General features: G+C 58.1%; 15 protein-coding genes. 4 read left to right on the top strand and 11 right to left on the bottom strand.

Features of this window, described 5'->3' with window-relative positions:
- Positions 1–34: 34 nt before the first annotated feature.
- On the bottom strand, positions 35–937 hold the full coding sequence (locus tag L1A08_RS06775) for a hypothetical protein (RefSeq protein WP_238755559.1): 903 nt from the start codon (positions 935–937) through the stop codon (positions 35–37).
- Between the two features lie 388 nt (positions 938–1,325).
- On the opposite strand from L1A08_RS06775, the gene L1A08_RS06770 reads away from it, so the two are divergent.
- Both L1A08_RS06770 and hisS read left to right on the top strand, forming a co-directional pair.
- Positions 1,326–1,757, top strand: coding sequence for a YkgJ family cysteine cluster protein (locus tag L1A08_RS06770; protein ID WP_238755558.1), 432 nt, complete (start codon positions 1,326–1,328; stop codon positions 1,755–1,757).
- Between the two features lie 146 nt (positions 1,758–1,903).
- Positions 1,904–3,235: a histidine--tRNA ligase gene (gene hisS, locus L1A08_RS06765; protein WP_238755557.1), complete on the top strand. Its 1,332-nt coding sequence runs from the start codon at positions 1,904–1,906 to the stop codon at positions 3,233–3,235.
- An 84-nt stretch (positions 3,236–3,319) separates the two neighbouring features.
- On the opposite strand, the gene L1A08_RS06760 is transcribed toward hisS, so the two are convergent.
- A complete protein-coding gene (locus L1A08_RS06760) occupies positions 3,320–3,664 on the bottom strand; it encodes a hypothetical protein (RefSeq protein WP_238755556.1) in 345 nt (114 codons plus the stop codon).
- 184 nt (positions 3,665–3,848) lie between these two features.
- Here L1A08_RS06760 and L1A08_RS06755 point away from each other — a divergent pair, with 184 nt between their 5' ends.
- Positions 3,849–4,394 (top strand): putative signal transducing protein, encoded by a 546-nt coding sequence (locus tag L1A08_RS06755; RefSeq protein ID WP_238755555.1) that lies wholly within the window; start codon positions 3,849–3,851, stop codon positions 4,392–4,394.
- A gap of 196 nt (positions 4,395–4,590) precedes the next feature.
- Here the strand turns inward: L1A08_RS06755 and L1A08_RS06750 are convergent, their stop codons facing one another.
- From L1A08_RS06750 to L1A08_RS06710, 9 genes are all read right to left on the bottom strand, one after another.
- Positions 4,591–6,210, bottom strand: coding sequence for an arylsulfatase (locus L1A08_RS06750; RefSeq protein ID WP_238755554.1), 1,620 nt, complete (start codon positions 6,208–6,210; stop codon positions 4,591–4,593).
- A gap of 51 nt (positions 6,211–6,261) precedes the next feature.
- A complete protein-coding gene (locus tag L1A08_RS06745; RefSeq protein ID WP_238755553.1) occupies positions 6,262–7,665 on the bottom strand; it encodes a sulfatase family protein in 1,404 nt (467 codons plus the stop codon).
- Between the two features lie 227 nt (positions 7,666–7,892).
- Positions 7,893–9,746: a malto-oligosyltrehalose trehalohydrolase gene (gene treZ, locus L1A08_RS06740; RefSeq protein ID WP_238755552.1), complete on the bottom strand. Its 1,854-nt coding sequence runs from the start codon at positions 9,744–9,746 to the stop codon at positions 7,893–7,895.
- 153 nt (positions 9,747–9,899) lie between these two features.
- A complete protein-coding gene (locus tag L1A08_RS06735; RefSeq protein ID WP_238755551.1) occupies positions 9,900–11,270 on the bottom strand; it encodes a hypothetical protein in 1,371 nt (456 codons plus the stop codon).
- A 1,137-nt stretch (positions 11,271–12,407) separates the two neighbouring features.
- Entirely contained in the window at positions 12,408–12,821 is a 414-nt protein-coding gene (locus tag L1A08_RS06730; protein WP_238755550.1) for a hypothetical protein, read from the bottom strand.
- A 223-nt stretch (positions 12,822–13,044) separates the two neighbouring features.
- On the bottom strand, positions 13,045–14,553 hold the full coding sequence (locus L1A08_RS06725; protein WP_238755549.1) for a carboxypeptidase M32: 1,509 nt from the start codon (positions 14,551–14,553) through the stop codon (positions 13,045–13,047).
- 507 nt (positions 14,554–15,060) lie between these two features.
- On the bottom strand, positions 15,061–16,398 hold the full coding sequence (locus L1A08_RS06720; protein ID WP_238755548.1) for a hypothetical protein: 1,338 nt from the start codon (positions 16,396–16,398) through the stop codon (positions 15,061–15,063).
- Positions 16,395–18,059 (bottom strand): ABC transporter permease, encoded by a 1,665-nt coding sequence (locus tag L1A08_RS06715; protein ID WP_238755547.1) that lies wholly within the window; start codon positions 18,057–18,059, stop codon positions 16,395–16,397. The genes L1A08_RS06720 and L1A08_RS06715 overlap by 4 nt, the downstream gene beginning before the upstream one ends.
- A 113-nt stretch (positions 18,060–18,172) precedes the next feature.
- Positions 18,173–19,138, bottom strand: coding sequence for an ABC transporter ATP-binding protein (locus L1A08_RS06710; protein ID WP_238755546.1), 966 nt, complete (start codon positions 19,136–19,138; stop codon positions 18,173–18,175).
- Between the two features lie 354 nt (positions 19,139–19,492).
- Between L1A08_RS06710 and L1A08_RS06705 the strand changes: the two genes are divergently transcribed.
- A complete protein-coding gene (locus tag L1A08_RS06705; protein ID WP_238755545.1) occupies positions 19,493–19,891 on the top strand; it encodes a hypothetical protein in 399 nt (132 codons plus the stop codon).
- Positions 19,892–19,925: the final 34 nt, after the last annotated feature.

Raw genomic sequence — 19,925 nt, 5'->3', positions numbered from 1 at the left:
AAAGCCCGGGCCGGATGATGAAAGCGACAGCGACTCAGTTACTGGCGGCATCCTGCGGAGCAGCTGCGGTGCTCGATGTCGTGCCCAACTTTCGCTCCAGCTCGGCGTTGGTGGCCAGCAGCTGTTCGAAGCGGGAATTCAAATCTGCGAGCTGCTTGCGGAGCTGCTGAATGTCGGACAAAGCGGCATTTCGCTGTTCCTCGGCGGCGTCCAGCGTGGCCAGCAGGCCGATGCGATATTCATCCGGAGCTCCCTGCGGAGCATTCGGGTTTCCTTCGAGCTCTTTCATCCTCTGTTCAAGAGCGGTCCTGGCGGCAACTACACTCTGTTGCTGAAATGCCAGGAACTGACGACGATCCGCCAGACGCTGTTCCATTGTCGTCATGCGAAGCAGCAGATCCCCCACCGCCTGACGTTTGGCCGGCGGGATCTGATCGTGAATCCGCCACTTGGTGTTGAAATTCCACGTCTCGGTCTCGCCTTCACGCGGCTGTCGGGCCAGTTGCAGAGCGGCCCGGTTCACGTCGACCTGGGTGACGCGGAACTCGCCCACATAGCTCATCCGGCCATCCGGAAGCTCCTGGAACGCGTACATCAGCGGAAACTGCTCGCCCTGTTCGGTCTGCATCGAAAGGTTCTGATTCCGACCGATCCCGATATTGATCAGCCCTCGTGCGATGTTCGTGCCGGGGGCGACTTCGACGTCATCCCAGTGGCGACCCCAGTCGAGACGCAGCAGAGCCAATTCGTCTTCGAGCTGCGTTTCTTTGGCTTCGACATCCGGCAGCTTGGCGGCCGATTCTTCGTAGGCTTTGCGCGCCTTCTCGACACGCTGATTCCACTCGTTCTGCTTGTCGAGCGTCTGTGCGGTCAGAATGATCGCAGCGATCGCCAGACACAGGGTCAGGAACGCAAAGATTTTACCAGTCAGGTGCATATCGGAACTCTCGAACTCGTTGCGGCTCGATGGTCGACAGGGGATCGAAACGTCGTGAGAAAGCAGCGCGGCCGCGACAGACCGCTGCCTGCGGTCGGACCGGGACCAGACAAAGTATCGGCAAAGACCGCCTCATATCTAATGTCAGCATCAAGAGGTATGATACGGAAGCAGAAAATCGATGGTCAACATGAAAGCCTGTCAAAGCCTGCCAGTTACGACGATTAGTGCGGTCACACGCCCTGGTCTGGCGCAGTATTTCGTCGTCCCACCACCGGAAGACCCGGAAAGCTCAGCGATCGGACCCGCCCATGGCTCGCAGGCAGTTGTGAGCCTTTTCCCGTTCGGTTAAAACATGGCCCGGAACCTTTTTGCGAGAGATCTGTCCATGACAGCAACAAAACGAGTCACGCGAGCCGACCTGAAGCCGGGCGAATTCCTCTGTGATCACTGCACGGCCAAGTGCTGCCGCTATTTCGCCCTGCCGATCGACACCCCCGACAGTCGGGAAGAGCTCGAGAATATCCGCTGGTATCTGCTCCACGAGGATGTCTCGATCTTCGTCGATGAGGGAACCTGGTTTCTGATGGTGCACACCGTCTGCCGGAAACTCCGGTCGGACAACCTTTGCGGCATCTACGAAACCCGTCCGCAGATCTGCCGCGATTACTCGACCGACAATTGCGAATACGACGGCGACGGCTGCTACGACCAGCTGTTCGAATCCCCCGAGCAGATGTGGGAATACATCGAAGCGGTCTACCCGCAGAAGAAACCGAAACGAAAACCGGCACGGACCGAACTGCCGATCGTGAGTTAGGACATCTCACGCAAAGGCGTGAAGCCGCTAAGAGTTTCAGTTCTCGTTCAATCCTTATTCGTTGCGCCCTGGCGGCATTGCGTGAAATCAGTTTTAAGGCAGACATCCGTTCCCATTTTGGGGAACGATCCAACACCAGAGACATCGTGAATCAGCCCATCATCAAACCTCAGACACTGCGCGGCTTCCGGGACTTTTTGCCGGAGACCATGATTCCCCGACTCCAGATCATCGAAGCCGCCCGCGAGGTCTACTCGCGTTACGGCTTCAGTCCGATCGACACGCCGGCTCTCGAATACTCCGAGATCCTGCTTGGCAAGGGGGGCGATGAAACCGACAAGCAGCTCTTCCGCTTCACCGATCAGGGGGATCGCGATGTCGCCATGCGGTTCGACCTGACAATTCCCTTCGCCCGCTTCGCCGCCCAGCACATCAACGAACTCGGCACGCCGTTCAAGCGATACCACATCGCCCCGGTCTGGCGAGGGGAACGTCCAGCTCGCGGCCGCTTCCGTGAATTCATTCAGTGCGACTTCGACACCATTGGCACCGAATCGCTGGCCGCCGACATTGAAACGCTGCTCGTCGTGCACGATCTGCTCGAAAAGCTCGACGTCGGTGAATTCACGATTCGCATCAATCACCGTCAGCTGCTCAACGGTCTGCTCGAACAACTCGGCCTGCTCGAACATTCCAAGCTGCTGCTCCGCGCTCTCGATAAACTGCCGAAGATTGGAGCCGAGGCGGTCGTCAAAGAAATGACAGAGACGACCGGAGTGGACTCCGCCCAGGGGGAACAGGTTCTCGAACTGGCTTCACTGCAGGGTGATCCGGCGACCGTGCTCGACAAAGCTCGCGGCATGATCACCACTTCCGAACTCGGCAAAACGGCTCTGGCCGCACTGACGGAGATCACGGAAACCTGTGCCGCCATCGGCATCAAGCCGGGACGGCTCGCTCTCGATCTGTCGATCGCCCGCGGCCTCGACTACTACACCGGTCTGATCTTTGAGACCTTCCTGGCCGACCTGCCCGACATGGGGAGCATTTCCTCGGGGGGCCGTTACGACAATCTGGCTGGATTGTATACGAAGCAGAAGCTCTCCGGCGTCGGCGGCAGCCTGGGGCTCGATCGCCTGCTGGCCGCTCTCGAAGAACTCGGTCGCCTCGATGCAGCCGCCACGACTTCGAAGGTGTTGATTGCCCGCTTCGTCGAAAACCGTCTGGCCGACTACCAGAAGATGAGCAGATCGCTCCACCAGTCCGGCATCGCCAGCGAAGTCTTCCCGGAAGCGAAGAACCTCGGTAAGCAGCTGAAATACGCCGACAAGAAACGCATCCCCCTTGCCCTCATCGCCGGCGACGACGAATTCGCCAACGACGAATGGCAACTCAAGAACCTCGCCCAAGGAACCCAGCAGACACTGAAGTCGGCCGATGTCCCGGGAGCAGTGCTGAAAGAACTGGCCGGGGCTTAGTTCGAATTGCCTCACGCAAAGTCGCAAAGCCGCAAAGTCGAGCCGGTTTCAAATCGACCGAATGAACTAATTCGTCGGGAGTCGTTAACCCCAGGTTGAGAACTCACGAACGAAATAGCCATTCACGGCAAATGTGGTGATGATCAACAAGGGGACGACAACGACCTTAAAGACCAAGTCTGTCATTCTCTGTAGAAAGCGGTAACGTGAGCAAACTGCAACAAAGACAGCGCAAGCAGCAGCCATCGCAACAAATGGAAGTGCAAACACAAAGAGGAGATTGCCCGGCAGGATCTCTTCAACGGTAATCAAATACCAGAGCAACGACAGTACGCAGACATGCGTGCTAACTGTCAGGAAGACGGTATAACACATCAACCCGATAGTTCGCGTCGGCGTGCTCAGTAGTTTGCCAGGCTCTTGATCCATTCCATCATCATCGGTGAGAGGTCGAGAGCAAACAAGCCCTGAGTCGATCACCGGCTCTCGTGCCTGATCAGTTCCGTCGGAATTCCTTTGCGTCTTCGCGACTTTGCGTGAGGCATAAGCCACCTGGACGCAGCACAACGCCTGACCTGCCGACTGAGTCCGTCGATCTGAAAGAAATAACCGCATGTCTTTTGAGCGAGTGGCCAGTTTCGATAACGCGAACGATGCCAGAATCGCCGCCATCGTTCTGCAGCAGGAAGGCATTCAATCCCGGATCGAAAACGAAGACTCGTTCAGCCTCGTGGGAGCGGCAGCGTTACTTCCTTCATCGTTGCCTCAGGTTCATTTGCATGTTGCGGACGAGTTCGTATCGCACGCGAAAGAGGTTCTCAAGAGCGGCCGACTGGCAGCCGCAGTTGACCATCCCGGAAGCGAGTCATCGCGGGATGCGGAAGTCGTGCAGAGCCTGTTCCGTCGGGTCGCATGGCACTCTGTCTTTGGGATGTTCGCCTTCCCGCTTGCACTGGCCGCTCTGTGGCAGATTCGCAAGCTGACGAGTTATTCGAGCGGCTTTTCAGGTCGCGACTGGATCCGTTTCCTCGTTCTGCTTCTGTTCGCCAGCTTCTCCGTCTTCGTCTCACTGGCCCTCACGACCGTACTGCTGATCGAAGCGGACGAAGTTAAAAAGCTCCTTTTCCCGCGTCCAATGAACTATTACCCCAGCTACTGATATGCAGGCTACCATTCTCCGGGCGAAACTTCGGAGAACTTCTCGCTGTACCTCAAGGCTTCAATGTATTCGCGGGCGGCCTTGATAGCTGTGCTATCAGTCCCGTAGGTCAGGCACCGCCAACCGAATCGGACAAGACCGCCCACGCGAAAACGTTGCGTCTTGGCGCCTTGGCGTGAGCCTCCAAAACCCGAATTCACTTCCCGTCCTGTCCCTGTTTTCTCAGGAACTCGTACATATTGAACCGTTCCGGGAAGGCGACGTCGTGGGCGGTGGCCCATTCTTCCCACATGGCGACCATCTTCTGTTTCTGGTCGGGGTGGGCGGTCGCCAGGTCGTGGAGTTCGGTGCGGTCCTGGCTGATGTCGTAGAGTTCCCAGGGCTTTCTGTACTCGCGAACGAGCTTCCAGTTCCCCATCCGCATCGCGGCATTCCCTTCGTGTTCCCAGTAAATGGGTTCCGAATGAATCGCCTTCTCAATGCCTTTCAGCAGAGGGAGCATCGACTGGCCGGCATGAGCGGGCTTGCCTTCCGGATAGGTGGCTCCGGAGAGTTCGACACACGTCGCCATGAAGTCCGGCAAATAAGCGTACTCGCGAACGAACGTCCCTTCGTCGCTGTCGGCGATGCCGGCCGGCCAGTGGGCGATCATCGGCGTGCAGGCGCCCCCCTCATGGACATAATGCTTGTAGAGGCGGAACGGCGTGTTGCAGGCGTTCGCCCAGGCGAGGCCGAGCTTCACGCCGTCGACCGTTTCGAGCGGCGGGTTGCGGACCATCTTCTCCCCTCCCTGCCCCAGCGTGCCGCCTTCCTGACATGCCCCGTTGTCGGAGAGGAAAAAGATGACCGTGTTCTCGTACTCGTCCTCGTCTTTTAAATGCTCGATGAGCCGGCCGATATTCTGATCAATCGAATCGACGCAGCCGGCGTAAGCCGCCATCACGGCATCAAGACGATCCCGCTGGTTGTCATTAAGCGAATCCCACTTCGGCCCGACATGCGACGCCTGCTCAGTGTCCTCCGGAAACAAACCGAGCTCGACCTGCTTGCGGAAGCGGTCCTGCATCAGCTTCTCCCAGCCGGCCGTGTACTTGCCACGATACTTCTCGAAGTCTTCGACTTTCGCGTTGAGCGGCCAGTGGGGTGCATTGTACGCCAGATACAGAAAGAACGGCTGTTCCTCGTTCTTCGAGGCGTCGGAAATAAACTCGCAGGCGTAGTCGGTGAAGGTATCGGTGGCGTAGAAGTCCTTCGGCACGTCGACGTTCCTGTTGCCGAGCGTGAGCCCGCGATCGCCACCCGGTTTAAAGTAGTTGATCGCGCCGCTGATGCAGCCGAAATAACGATCGAACCCACGCTGCAGCGGCCAGCATTCCTGCTGTTCGGCTCCGAGATGCCACTTGCCGGTCATCAGCGTTTGATAGCCGGCTGACTTGAGCACTTCGGCAACCGTGGTGCAGTTCTGGTTCAGGTACCCCTGATAGGCCCCTTCAAATCCCAGCGGCTTGCCGGGAGAAGCCGTCATGTGGCCGATGCCGACCTGATGCGGATGCAGTCCGGTCATCAGACTCGCCCGCGTCGGACAGCAACGGCCCGAGTTGTAAAACTGCGTAAACCGCAGCCCCTTCTCGGCCAGCTGATCGATGTGCGGCGTCTCAATCTCGCTGCCGTAACACCCCAGATCCGAGAAGCCCATGTCATCGACCAGAACGATGATGATGTTCGGTCGGGGAGCCTCCGGGTTCGCCGCGATAAGAGAGTCCGTCAGACAGAGAGTCAACAGCAGTGTCATTGACCAGATAAGCGTGCGGTGCATGAAATGGTTCCTGGTGAAGCAGTCGAAAAGCAATAGGAAAGCGAAGGAGACTCAGCGGCTGCTGGCGTTCTTCCGGGATTTCTGCCGGGCATTCTTACCGGCGGGCTTCCTGCCACGATTCTGATGATCCCCGGCGGCCATTTCGGTGGCGATGCCCTCATCGCCCTGGTCCGCCATCCACGCTTCCAGCGATTTCCGCAGGGATGCCATCTCCCCGTCGAATTCTTTCTCCCCGGCCAGATTTCGCATGTTGTGTGGATCGTTGACGACATCGTACAGTTCGTACTCGGGACGATGCTGATACTTTTCAGTCAACTCTCGCGCCTGTTCGTTTCCGGAGGCCGCCGCCTGTTCCATCGACTTGAATTCCGAACTCTCTGTGCAGGCGTTCTGGAAGGTGACATCCGGACTCAGATTCCAGATCAGACGGAACTGTTCGTTGCGGGCGGAACGAATGGGATAGTACTCCGAACCGTTGTTAATTCCCCGCGTCGTCATCAGGCTATAGGTGACCTTTTTGTGGTCGTCCCGCTCTCCCTGCAGCACCGGCAGAAAGCTCTTCCCGTCGAGCGTTTTGCGAATGTTCCCACCCGCTGCTTCAACGAACGTCGGTAAAATGTCGACATACTCCACCATGGCATCGGTTTCGCTTCCCGGCTTCACGCGGCCCGGCCATCGGACCACCATTCCCGAAGCGACGCCGGCTTCGTAACAGGTCCACTTGGCGAACGGCAGACTGTTTCCCTGCTCGGAAAGCACCATCACCAGCGTATCGTCCTCGAGGCCGTGCTTCTCCAGCAGATCGACGATTTCCCCAATCTGACTGTCGAAGTACGTGATCTCAGCGAGGTACTTCGTGAACTGCTCGCGAACGTGCGGCGTGCCGACAAGGTAGGGCGGGAACTCAAGTTCGTCGGGATCGTATTGGGACGCATCCCCCTTATTCCACGGCGTGTGCGGCTCGTTCGAGCAGGCGATCAGACAGAACGGCTGCTCGTCGGCTTTGCATTCCTGAAACAGCGTATTGATGACCTGCATGTCGGGATTGCTCTTCCCGGAATACTCGAACGGAAAGACCTCCACCGGTCCGATGTGTCGCTTGCCGGAGAGATGCACGCGATAACCGAGCGGCTTCAGATCGTGGACGATGCTCTTCGTCCCCTTCTTGGCGAACGTATGATTCGGATACGCCCCCGACTTCACCGGGAACAGACCGGTGTAGATATTGTGCCGTGTCGGCGAACACATCGGGGCGGACTGGAAGCATTGCGTGAACTTCATCCCTTCAGCAGCCAGGGCGTCAAGATTCGGCGTCTTCGCCTGTCCGCCGTAGGTGCCGAGATCGCTATAGGTGCAGTCATCCGCAATGATAAGCACGAGATTCGGACGCTCGGCGGCCGTTACTGAACCCGAAAGGAGCAACAGTAGCAAGCAGGTCCACTGGATTGACTTCATAAAAATTCGCCTCAGAATGAGGAATGGAATAGACCGTAGAGCCGAAACCGTAGTCGTCCGCCTGCCGGCATTTGTCATGCGAGGGATTCCACTACTGGCTTGCCCGACGGTGCGATCTTGATCTCAACGACTGACAACGATCGACAGGTGAAGCACCGCCTGACCTGCCCGTGTTCACACATCGGAGACCGTGCATCCATCCTAGACACTGCCGGACAAAAAAGCCATCAGCTGCGTGGCTTTCCGATCACCATGCACTCCCACGGTTGAAGCTTCAGTTCGACGCTGTCTGCCGGTTGCGAATGCGTGCCGAAGGATCCGACTTCCGACAGGAACAGCACGTTGAGATTCTCTGGAAGATGAGCCGACTTCAGGCTCTGCTCGACGCCTGTGAGATTGAAGTAGCAGTACAGATCGTCCTCTTCATCCGCCAGCGATTCTTCGCCGGCAGCCGCCGAGTATTTCCATTCCAGCACCAGTCCCTGTTTCTCGTCGGGCAACAGACGGGCTTCCCGGGATGAATTCTGATGCAGAATCGGCTGACTCCGCCGGAAGTCGAGCAGGCTCTGATAGAGCCGCCGCATTCCCGCCGAATCGGTCTCCTCAGGCCAGCTCCAGCTGAGGATCGCCTTCTGAAACTCCGCGGGATCCTGCGGATCGGGTACCTCGCCTTCGAAATCGTAGTCGCGGGCTCGCCCTTTGCGGACGTTCTCGATCAAACCTTCATCCTGGAACGAACAGAAGAACGGAAACGGATTCGTTTCGCCATACTCTTCGCCCATAAAGATGAGTGGCAGAAACGGACTGAGCAGCGACATGGAAGCGGCGAGTCGACACTGAGCCGGCGACACCAGATGAGCAATCCGTTCGCCGCGAGCCCGGTTGCCGACGTGATCGTGATTCTGGATCCCGGCGACAAATCGGGTCCCCGACAGACCCGCCGCTTCCGCCCCCCAGCGGCGACCGCGGAAACGACTGTACCGACCGGCCAGGCTGAACGTCTTCTCAAAAATCGTTGCGAGATGAGACGCTTCGCCAAAGTCGGAGTACTTGCCGAACTCTTCGCCGGTCAGATACGCCTGCACCGCATGATGGAAATCCTCGTTCCATTCCGCATCGAGTCCGTAGCCTCCTTCTCCGAGCGAGCGAATCATGCGCACGTCGTTCATCAGACTTTCGGCGACAACCACGGCTCGACTCTCACGCTTTTGGGCAGCGGCATCGGCAACCTGTTTGATTTCGGCCAGGAGGTGAATCGGACTCTTATCGAAAATCGCATGCACGGCATCGAGCCGAAGTCCATCGAAATGAAAATCGTGAATCCAGTGATGCACATTCTCGAGCACGAAGTTCCGAACCGCGTCGCTGTCGCGTCCGTCGTAGTTGAGCGCCGGGCCCCAGGGCGTTGAATAACTGGCCGAGTAATACGGGCCGAATTCAGAGAGGTAATTCCCCTCCGGCCCGAGATGGTTGTAAACCACGTCCAGGTAGATCGAAAGCCCAACCGCGTGGGCGGCATCGACCAGCTTCTGCAACTCCAGTGGACCTCCATAGGTGTTCTGAGCCGCATACGGATGAACGCCGTCGTATCCCCAGTTCCGCTCGCCGGGAAACTGGGAGACGGGCAGCAGTTCAATCGCCGTGATCCCCAGCTCTTTCAGCTCCTGCAGTCGGGGAATGACAGCCTCGAAGGTTCCTTCCGGCGTGAACGTTCCCACGTGCAGTTCATAGAAGACAAGATGCTCCCGCTCATGCGGCTGCCAGTGTTGATCGCTCCAGGAAAATCGATCTGTTCGCACCAGCGCCGACATCTGATGCACGCCATCCGGCTGCCACATCGTGCAGGGATCGGGTCGGACCGGACCGCTGTCGAGCCGATACCCGTACTGCGTCCCCTCGGGTAACTCCGGCAGACTCAGTTCCCAGTACCCCCAATCCTTCCGCTCCATAGGACGAGCGTCGTTCTCAAGAACCAGTTCCACATGTTTCCTGCCGGGAGCCCAGACACGAAACACGGTTTGGCCGTCCCGAAACTGCGGACGGCAACGAAACTCCGATTGGTAGCCACTCTTCAGAGGCATGATGTCGATCTGCCATACGAAAGGACACAGGTGCGAGCCGAGAATTCATCTCCGAGTGTAGCAGAGGAATCCGAGGCGCGAAGCAGTGTTTCTGGCGAGGTCTCGCGCGATCCTGACCAAAGCGTCAGCGAGCGTAGGGGATTCCAGTCGGTGTCAGGGAATCGATTCGAAGCGCGTCCACCGCAGGTCCTCGGCGGCGATGCGCCACAGATCCCCTGAAGCTCGCCCACTGACGAAATAGACGTCGTCGGTTTCGCCCGAAGAATACGGGTCGGCCAGATCGAATCCCACGCCAGCTACGCGAGCCACTTCAAGCTGCGCGAATGGATCCCCGATGGTGGAACGCGTCGATCGAGCGATCTGGGTTGAAGATTCCGTTTCCGAATCGGCGGCGAGAGTGGCGTAAAGCCTCAATCCGTTCTCGCCCAAAGACAGCGACTTGAGACGCGTTTCATCGAACGGCCCGGTCGGCAACGGAACCGGTTCACGCCAGGGTTGTTCTCGAGTCGGTCGGGTCAACAGCAGCGGAGAGCCAGACTCCCGCTGTTCAACCAGCAGCATTAATCCGTCGCTGCTGAGCGAAGGATTCGTGCAGTTAAGTTCCCGGAGTGGCGGGATCTCCGTCGCTGGCCCGAACTCGTCCTCCCGGGAGGATCGAGCGGCCACGTGCATCTTCAGGTCCTCGTCGCGTCCCGGCAGAAAAACCATCTCCAGTTGATCGCCCGTGAACGTGGGGGCTTCGCCGATTCGAAGCAATCGCTTCCGGGAGAACACCGCCTGAGCGTCGAGCCTGCTCGCTGTCCAGATTTCGGATTCTGCATTCGGATCGGGCCGCACCCACCAGTAAATCGTCAGTCCGTCCGACGAAACCCAGGGGCCGCGTTCGTCGCCCAGCGTATTGAGTTCCCGCAGGCGACGAGCGGTGACCGGGCTGTTGGTCACAGTTTCATTTCCAGATGCACGGCTGTCGTTCGTTGCGTTCGACATGGTCGCGTTGGAGTCCTCGTCCGACTCAAGATCGATATCAGCCGCAGCCAGATCCGCGTTCGCAGCCGCTGGGTCGAGAGGCTCGTCATTCGACGGCCAGGCGAAGAAGCCCATGATCAGAAGCAGGGCTGCGGTGCCGGCGATGGCGAGCAGCTTTTTCAAATGCAGATCGCCCCCGTCGACGGGCTCGTCTTCGATTTCGTCAACGAACTCAAAAGCGTCGGAGCTTTGTTCCCCGTGGTCGGCCCGGCTGCGAACCGTGTGAGCGAGTCGGCGGTCATAGTCTTCCCGCAACGACGAAGAGAGGAGCGTCGTCTCGGCTTCACCAATCTGATACAGCAGCGAACTGACGACCGAATCGTGCCCGGACCCTCGTTTCGACTGCACGAGTTTCCGCCGCTGAACAGCCGCCCGTCGGATAATCTCGGGATCAGACTCACCGGGATCGATGGCGAGCAACTGATAGAACGTGGGGGAATCGTCGTCGATGTCGAGCCAGTATCGCTGCCCGTTGAAGTCGTCAAATCGGTCGTTCATCGTCGGCTCCCTGCCTGCGTCGCACTTCCAAGACTCCTCACTGCTGAATGGTTCTGTCGCGGGTCCACGTCCGCTGCCGAGATGGTGTCGAACAGCCGTGAAGATTCCGTGAGCAGCCCATGAACGCGAATTGACGAATGCCAATGGGCCACCGCGTCCCTCCAATCCCAACCCGAAGCGAGATGACAGGGGGCACGGCCCCCGCTCATGGCTCGGCATGTATTCACCGCAACACGTCGAAACGCCGCGTGCCACTGGCGTCTCGCCAGTGGAGTACTGGACCCTCGTTTCAGTGAAAGACCATCAGGATTCCAACCACTTCGGCTCAACAGCACGCAATGCCTCGTCAACAACGAAGAGCACTGGCGAGACGCCAGTGGCACACCTATTCATCGTTATCGAATCCGACAGACCGGGCGGCCAACGACCAGCGGCCCTCGCTCACGCTTCGGGTTAAGAAACGAGATGGTAGGCGGCAATCTTGCAACAAGCCCGCTGAAACGTGCTTGAATAAACTGGCGATTAACACCAGTTGCTCCCGGGGCCTTGGGAACTCGGAGCCTCATGCATGGACCCCGAGAGCAGGCGGGGACTCTTCGGAGCGCGCATGAAAAAACCTCGACTCTTCCGAAGAAGAGCCGAGGCATTAAGCATGCGGGACTAACGTCCTGCGTTGATAACCTCGTTCGGATCGAAGATCATTTCCAGTTTGGTTTGCCGTCCTTCGGCAGAAGGACAACCCGGAAATGTCTTGAAGGTGATCCTGACGAGACGGTGGCACTCGGGCAAACAACCCGCCGACCGTCCGCCCTTGCTAAGCGGTGCCACCTCTCTGGCTACAACAACAGTCACTTGTCACAAGACCACCTCCTCTCTAGATGAATAGAACTCGTCGCCTGAACCGGCAAGCCAATCCCGGCCCATCTTGACGACAGAACCTTTTGTCACGTTGCGTTTGGCGTGACCCATGTGCCCGAATTCTTGCACTGAGTCGAGGTTCTGACAATAGCGATTCCGATGAAAAATTCAGGAATTGGAGGATGCCGTTCTGGCTGCTTGTCATGGCTCCGTATGAGCCGTAAGCACTCCCGCCCCTTGCGAAGACCTGACGAGCCGATCGTAAGAACAGACGTCGACTCAGTTCGACTCCGCTGAGGACTCCCCGTCAGCTGGCGGATGAAATTCGTCCCAGCGCTGCCAGGCATAGGTCCACTCCATCCACAATCGCAACAGCGACCAGAGGACACGCATCTTGACGAGGTGATCACTGTCGAGCTTTTCCTGACGGGCCACACTGCTCTGAGCCGCCTGATCGAGACCCCAGCGGGTCGCGAGAAGCTTGCAGAGTTCGTCGGCTGTCAGGTCATGCTCGGCGTTCTCTTCGAGGAAGCCGGCTCCGTGTGCCACTACGAACAGTTCGAACAGTTCGCCGCGAATCGGGTCGACTTCGAGCGGCTGGCTCTTTTCTTCCGACCGTCTCAGGATCTCTTCGACCTGGTTCACCAGTACTTCATGAAGGGGAGCGGTCTGCATGTTGGTCGTCTCTGTCATCACCATTTCACCGTAATCTCAAAACCGGACAAACGTGTCCATTGTCTTACCGACTCCTCAGCAGACCCGATTCCGCAGGGGCCTGCAAGGGAGCCGTCCAAACTATTTGCTGCGGATCGCGAATTCCAGCTCGTGGCTCGCGAATGCTCTCCCGAGCTGCTCACGTCCTGGAGCAAATTCAAACTCCAACTGCAGGCGTTTGCAGGAGAAGCATGAAAATGCTCTAACTTAGCCGATACACATCGCGGAACTTGGTCCGCAGATGAGTCACGAGCGGTTCGGCATCAAACTCATGGTTGGTCACGACCTTCACCAGGTCGAGAGCGGAATATTGTTGTCCACGCTGGTGGATGTTCTCGTTGAGCCACTTCTTCAGCGGTGCAAACTCGCCCTTCGCGATCAGATCGTCCAGTCCGGAGATCTGGTCGTGAGCGGCGCCAAAGAACTGCGAGGCGTAAACATTGCCCAGGGCGTACGTGGGGAAGTAGCCAATCAATCCGGCCGACCAGTGCACATCCTGCAGACAGCCGTGAGCATCATCCGGCGGCACCAGACCGAGATAGGCTTCGAACTTCTCGTTCCAGGCCGTCGGGACATCGGCTGCGTCGAGTTCGCCACTAATCAGCATCTGCTCCAGTTCGAATCGCAACATGATGTGGAGATTGTACGTCACTTCGTCGGCTTCAACACGAATGAACGAGGGCTCCACGGTGTTCACGGCTCGATAAAAGTCGTCCAGCTTCACGTTGCCGAGAGCTTCCGGAAAATAGTGCTGCGCCCGAGTGTAGAAGTGGTCCCAGAACGGTCGTGACCGGCCGACAAGATTTTCCCACATTCTGGACTGCGATTCGTGAATGCCGAGCGAGACCGCTGCCCCCATCGGCAGGCCAAACGCGTCCGGATTCAGCCCCTGCTCGTAGATGCCATGGCCGGCTTCATGCAGCGTGCCGAAGAAAGCCATGTTGAAGAAGCGGTCATCGAATCGCGTCGTGAGCCGGCAGTCGCCGGGACCGAAACCGCTGCAGAACGGATGAGCCGATTCGTCGAGCCGACCGCGATCGAAATCGAAACCGATGGCCCGTGCCGCCTCTTCGGCGAAAGCTCGTTGAGCGGCGACCGGATAGCTGCGGGTCGGAATCGAGGTGTCGGGCCGATTCTTCGCCTCCGCAATCTCGGCGACCAGTGGAACCAACTGGTCCCGCAATGGTTGAAAGGTCGCCTGCAGTTCGGCTGTGGTCATTCGGGGTTCGTAGTGATCGAGCAGCGTATCGTAAAGCGGTCCGCCGTCTTCCTGCAGACAGCGGGCTTCTTCGCGTTTGAGTTCAATGACCTGCTGCAGCCACGGCTGGAAGTCGGCGAAGTTGTTCTTCTTTCGGGCCTGACTCCACGCCTGTTGAGAGAGCGTCGTCACCCGCGACAGTTCTTCGACCAGTCGCTGCGGAAGTTTCGTGGCACGCTCGTAATCGCGACGGGCTTCCCGAACATTCACCGCTTCCGGACTGTGCGGATCGCCCCAGTCCTGGGTCGACAGTTCGGCCAGAAGCTCGCCGAGCTCCGGAGCGGTCGCCCGCTGATGTGCCATGCCAGCGATCAGGCTGATCTGTCGAGAGCGAAGTTCCGCTCCTCCGCCCGGCATGTAGGTCTCCTGCTCCCAGCCGAGCACACTGCCGATCGAGCCAAGCAATCCGACCTGCTGAAGCTGTGAAACCAGTTCTGCGTAACGTTCATTCATGAGTTGTCTGCTTCCTGATGATGACCCTGTATCGAATTCGCGTCGGGTTCCATGGCATCGATGTTTCCAGCCGGCGTCTGATCAACATCTTTAAGGATGGCTCAGACGCGTGCGTCTGAGTGGCGCAGCCACAAGAGGCTGCTTACCGACGTGAACTCAGCTTGTCTCGTCTGAACCCTGCCGCGACGGACAGCGGCTTCCTGTGACTTCGTCACCCAGACGTGCACGTCTGGGCCCACCTGCCGCGTGGCCCCACGTGGAATTACATCGAAATGCAGCCTCCAACGGCTTCGCCGCCCTGATAGCACAGCTATCAGGGCCACCCCGGCCGGCACGATAGACATTGAGCCGGTTTGCCCTGGCAACATCATAGCAGCCTGCCGGGCAACGCAACGACTGTCCTCGGCAGCGCACGAAAAAACCTGCCGCACAAAAGGTCGCACATCCGTGACGACGCCTGCGTGAATCGTGCGGCAGGTCAAATGAAGTTCCAGAGATTCCGAGCGATCAGCCGCCGTAGAGCGTGCGGAACAGTTCGGTGTACTCGGCCGCTTCGGTTGGATACGAATCCCAGAGATTCCTCAACGGGAAGTCGGCAGGCACGTCCTTACCCTGCGCCTGCTTGGCACCACGCCACAGCACGACAGCTTTCAGACATTCCTCGCGGAAGTTGTCTTCCTGCTCCAGTTCCGGCCATTCGGAAAGAATCTCTTCCATGGCGACCATCCCTTCGGTCAGCAGTCGCTCCGCCTCGACCACGTCTCCACGATCGATGAGAGCCCGCTTGCCGAGGAACAGGTTGCGGTGAGCATTGATGGTCTCTTCTTCCGATTCGACCTGACACCGCAGACGCCAGTAACGGTAGTTCGACATGTTCTGTCGACGGTTCACCCATTCCCGCTTTTCGGCCAGGGAGAATCGTTCCCCTTCTTCTTTGACGATCGCCTCCAGGGCCTCGTCGTTGGCTTCGAGAATGATGGCTCCGGCGGGCGTCATGAAGCGTTCCGAACCCCAGTCGTTTCGCAGCTCGGTCGAGGCCACTTCCCAGGCTTCCCGAATACGCTCGATCTCGTCGAACTTCCCTTCCGACTGGAAGGTATCGGCATAGTCAATCTGCGAGCGAACCGGATACGAACGGAACAGCACGCGAGCGAGTCGACTCTGAGAAATGCCCGGCTGGTCTTCGACTTCGTTGGCCCGAACGAACCAGTCCTTGGCCGCCAGATAGTTATCTTTTCCGTCCGGGTTCACGTCCGGATCCGGACCGCCGCCTTCGCGGGTCGGGTCATCCAGGAAGTACTCCCGGAAGTATTTCTTTTCATCCGCACGACCGATTTTCTGCCCCAGAATTCGACCGGTTTCCCAGGCGAGCTCCGGATACTTCTGATTGCGGTCGCTTCCTTTGATCATGAACTTCGCGCCTTCCTTGACCCACTCGTAGCGGTCAGCGACGCCGTCCCATTCTGCGGAGACGTTGTAGGCCAGATTCCAGCCCTGGAACTCCCACACCTGCTTGAAGTGTGGCTGCAACAGGACGATCGAGTCGACCGTAGCCCGCAGTCCGGCCCAGTCTTTCTGATCCTTCTGCTCAACGGCCTGCCCCCAAAGCATGTTCGAGGCGATGCCCCTCAGCCCCAGCAGAACGAGGTTCATCGTGGCAGAAGCCGGATCGACGTTGCCGAGGCTCGTTTCGCCCAGATCGTATTCACTGCGAAGCTGGGACAGCTGGCCGCCGGAATCGTCCGACCCGTCGCCCGGAGCGCCGAAGTAGACGATTGGAGCGAGCAGCAAGCCCATCGCAATGAGGTAAACCAATTTTCGCTGCTGTGACGAAATGCGATTCATTTCGCTTCCATTTCTCTTAATTGCAGTGAGAAGTAACCGAGAATAAGACACGGAATAACAAAGGCGAGGGTCACGGCAATGCTCGGGAGAAGCGATGCTCTCCAGGGCACATCAAAGCCGTTCGCCACGAATGGAATCATGTTGTAGTACTCGAACCGCGGGAACAGGTGCTGCACCGTCCAGAGGAAGCCGATGGCAATCTGGTCCACCAGAGTGATCACGGTTTTCAGCGGACCATCATCGAACCCGGTCGTCGGATTCAGGTGCATAAACATCCGGTAGGCCGACTCGAATGGTCCGCCACCTTCTGTCTGCCCGGCTGCCAGCCCCTGCATCAGTTCGCTGAAGCCGGTTCCCACGACCAGAATACCGAAGGTGAGCAGCGTCGCCACGGGTCCCTTCACGAAACAGCTGGCCGTCACACCGATCACGATGATCAGCACCATCTGCAGCCAGATTCCGAAGACCGCCTTGAAATAAGTTGAGGCGAACGAGCGGTCCGGCATGCGGATAAACAGGTCGGGACGCGCCATTCCCAGGAACTGACCGGGGTCGAGACATTGCACTTCAATCGTGATGTCGCCCCCTTCGAGAACCTCGTCGTACAGGTTCACCGTCTTCAGTTCGTTGGTTGCTTCTTCATTATAGGTGACAGTGTCAATACTGTTGCCGTCTTCGTCGGTGCCGCCCAGGACAATGGTCTTATCCGCGGCCCGGTTACTGAATTCGTGCACCTCGAAAATCGGCAGGGGGACACGTAGTCCGTTGGTGTTATTGACGATCGTCATCTGGCAGGCCAGACGCTTGTCGATATCCCCTTTGTGCGTGCGGAACGCTTCGAAGTTGTATTCGATCCGGAACTGGCCGGCATTGCGGATGGCGCTGACATTCAGGTTGTCGAAGTCGTAGAAGGTTCGGGACTTCGTTCCCCCTTCGATATAACTGCGGAATTCCCAGATGTCGCCGACGTTAACTCCGCTCGACTCTTCGCTCGTGTCCTGACGACGATTCCCCTCGCGGTTGGAGTAAGTCATGTCACCATAGACCGGGACACGGCCCACGAGTTCCGACTTCGCCCCGGCCGGCATCTGTCCCACGGTCCAGAAGTAGCCGATGACTCCCATAACAAGCAGAACCACAGTTCCGACGAGAGAGAATCCGAAGAAGCGTCCCAGGACCACTTCATGACGACGCGTCGGCTTGGTCACTACCGTGTGCAGCGAACGGTTCTTGATGTCGGTCGGCAGCCCCCAGCAGGCGAGCAGCAGGACCACGGGCAGCGTCAGCCAGGAGATCGCGGTCAGCACGAACTTCACGTAGACCTTGAGCTGCAGATCGGGCCGGTCAACCGAGGACCGGAGGAACCAGCCGGCGAACATGATGAGCAACGCGAAGACCACGAAGACGAACAGAGCCTTCTTTCGGCTCGATTCTTTCCAGGTGAGCATCGTGATCGCCCACACCCGGCGCGGCGAGGTATGTACGAAATCGACGACCGCCTGCCAGATGGTCTTGAAGAACAGTCCGAAACCGCGAGGCCCGTACTTCAGGAAGGCGATAACAAGGGACACGACCAGAGCAGCAGCGAGAATGCCGCCGAACACTTTCAGGAAGTGCGTCAGTCCTTCGAGAAAATCAAATCCGACAACGTCAAAGGACATTGATCGAGGTACTCCGCAAGAGAATGAATATCAAAAGATGCTACGGATGATGAATCCGGAATCATTGGCATGTGTGCGGACCTCGCCGGGAGCGTGGCCCTTCAGTCGACGACTCAGGTGCTCGCCTTGTTCTCGGCGGTCTTGTTCTCGGCGGCCTTCTGCTCGTCGTCGAGAGGAGATTCGCCCTGGTCGCCCCCTTCGGCCACAAACCGTTTCCCGGGCTGAGCCTGGCTGATCTGCACCGTTTTGAGGAACAGGTCTTCCAGAGTCGAGGTCGGCCGGTCGGCCGAGATGAAGTCGGCATTGTGCTTCTTGAGAACGGCTTTGACTTCGTTGAGAGCTTCGTCGCTCAGCGTGCTGGTCAGGATCTGTTCCTGTTCCTTCGACTTGAGCAGCTCTTCGACGCGGCCGATGACCTTGAGTTCGCCGCCGTAGAGAATCGCGATCCGGTCACACACATCCTGAACGTCGGCCAGAAGGTGCGAACACATCACCACGGTTTTGCCCTGATCGCGGAGCTTCAGAATCATGTCTTTCATGTCGCGGGTACCGATCGGATCCAGACCGGAGGTCGGTTCGTCGAGCAGAACCAGATCGGGATCGTTGATCAGCGCCTGAGCCAGGCCGATACGACGGGTCATCCCCTTGGAATACTCTTTGAGCTGTCGTTTACGGGCGTGCTGAATGCCGACCTGCTGAATGAGTTCATCACAACGCTTCTTGCGAACATCAGCCGGCATGTTGAACAGACGACCGTAGAAGTCGAGTGTCTCTTCCGCATTCAGGAAGCGGTACAGATACGACTCTTCCGGCAGATACCCGATGCGTTCGTTCTTTTCGACGTTCGAAGCCGGCTCGCCGAAAATGCTGACATCACCGCCGGTCGGAAAGAGCAGTCCGAGCAGCAGTTTCATCGTGGTGGTCTTGCCGGAACCGTTCGGACCAAGGAGACCGAAGATCTCCCCTTTGCGAACTTCGAGGCTCAACGACTTGAGAGCCTGGACTTTCTTGCGCCCCCAGAAATCGCGGTAGACTTTGGAGAGATTGCGAATCTCGATCACATTTTCCGGTTGATTCATGCCTCGGGCCTTACCACCAAGCTGCGTCAGATGGATAGAAAAGATGTTTCACGAAAGACCAGCCGCGAGCTGAATGCCCGACGACAAGAGCGGAGAATGCGCAGACGCTCCCCGCGAAAAAACGATCTGGAGTATATGACCACCCCTACCCCGATACGAGCAATCAACCCGAATCGTTGGCGATTTCAGAATATTTTCGTGCCGAAAATCTCACAATCGTTAGGGCTTGCGCCAGATGAGGAAGCCGGACCGCGCAGTCGTCCCTGCCGATGAGACTACCACCTCAGTGGACACTTTTATATAAGTTCCGCCGGGGTTGTTGCAGCTTCTGGACAGATTTTGGGAAGTGCTCACATGCAGGAATCCGGACTGTCACTCACCTGGGTGGTGGCCAGCGTTATGGTGATTATCGCCGCGTTCGGCTGGTGCTCTCTGGCTGGATCGTACGTTGAAGCTCACGCTCCGACCGTAACCGACGAACCCGCCGACACCCAGGAAACACGGCGGGTGCGAATCACCCGGGTTCACGTTGCCACCCTATGGGCGAAGTCCGTGGCACTCTTCGGTTACCGAGGACTCCACCAGCTGCCAAACGCCCCGGCGGTGATCTCGTGGCATTTCTCCAAACGACTCTGGCTGCCGACGGTTTTCATCGTGTTGGAAATCGTCGCTCTGGCGTCTGGATTCGTCTTCAAGCACGTCGAGAGACAACTGGCCGAGCCGTACCCCTCCAAGCGGAAGCGGAAGACGTAAGCGACTGGGAGGATGCATTATCCCCGAGTAATCG

It is taken from the genome of Rubinisphaera margarita (assembly GCF_022267515.1).
Lineage (GTDB): Bacteria > Planctomycetota > Planctomycetia > Planctomycetales > Planctomycetaceae > Rubinisphaera > Rubinisphaera margarita.
This window is presented reverse-complemented; position numbering and strand designations above follow the sequence as displayed.

Excerpts from the sequence above, each read along its gene's own strand:
- L1A08_RS06775 (WP_238755559.1), bottom strand. The coding sequence starts at position 937 with ATGCACCTGACTGGTAAAATCTTTGCGTTCCTGACCCTGTGTCTGGCG.
- L1A08_RS06770 (WP_238755558.1), top strand. The coding sequence starts at position 1,326 with ATGACAGCAACAAAACGAGTCACGCGAGCCGACCTGAAGCCGGGCGAA.
- L1A08_RS06760 (WP_238755556.1), bottom strand. The coding sequence starts at position 3,664 with ATGGATCAAGAGCCTGGCAAACTACTGAGCACGCCGACGCGAACTATC.
- L1A08_RS06755 (WP_238755555.1), top strand. The coding sequence starts at position 3,849 with ATGTCTTTTGAGCGAGTGGCCAGTTTCGATAACGCGAACGATGCCAGA.
- L1A08_RS06750 (WP_238755554.1), bottom strand. The coding sequence starts at position 6,210 with ATGCACCGCACGCTTATCTGGTCAATGACACTGCTGTTGACTCTCTGT.
- L1A08_RS06745 (WP_238755553.1), bottom strand. The coding sequence starts at position 7,665 with ATGAAGTCAATCCAGTGGACCTGCTTGCTACTGTTGCTCCTTTCGGGT.
- treZ (WP_238755552.1), bottom strand. The coding sequence starts at position 9,746 with ATGCCTCTGAAGAGTGGCTACCAATCGGAGTTTCGTTGCCGTCCGCAG.
- L1A08_RS06735 (WP_238755551.1), bottom strand. The coding sequence starts at position 11,270 with ATGAACGACCGATTTGACGACTTCAACGGGCAGCGATACTGGCTCGAC.
- L1A08_RS06730 (WP_238755550.1), bottom strand. The coding sequence starts at position 12,821 with ATGACAGAGACGACCAACATGCAGACCGCTCCCCTTCATGAAGTACTG.
- L1A08_RS06725 (WP_238755549.1), bottom strand. The coding sequence starts at position 14,553 with ATGAATGAACGTTACGCAGAACTGGTTTCACAGCTTCAGCAGGTCGGA.
- L1A08_RS06720 (WP_238755548.1), bottom strand. The coding sequence starts at position 16,398 with ATGAATCGCATTTCGTCACAGCAGCGAAAATTGGTTTACCTCATTGCG.
- L1A08_RS06715 (WP_238755547.1), bottom strand. The coding sequence starts at position 18,059 with ATGTCCTTTGACGTTGTCGGATTTGATTTTCTCGAAGGACTGACGCAC.
- L1A08_RS06710 (WP_238755546.1), bottom strand. The coding sequence starts at position 19,138 with ATGAATCAACCGGAAAATGTGATCGAGATTCGCAATCTCTCCAAAGTC.
- L1A08_RS06705 (WP_238755545.1), top strand. The coding sequence starts at position 19,493 with ATGCAGGAATCCGGACTGTCACTCACCTGGGTGGTGGCCAGCGTTATG.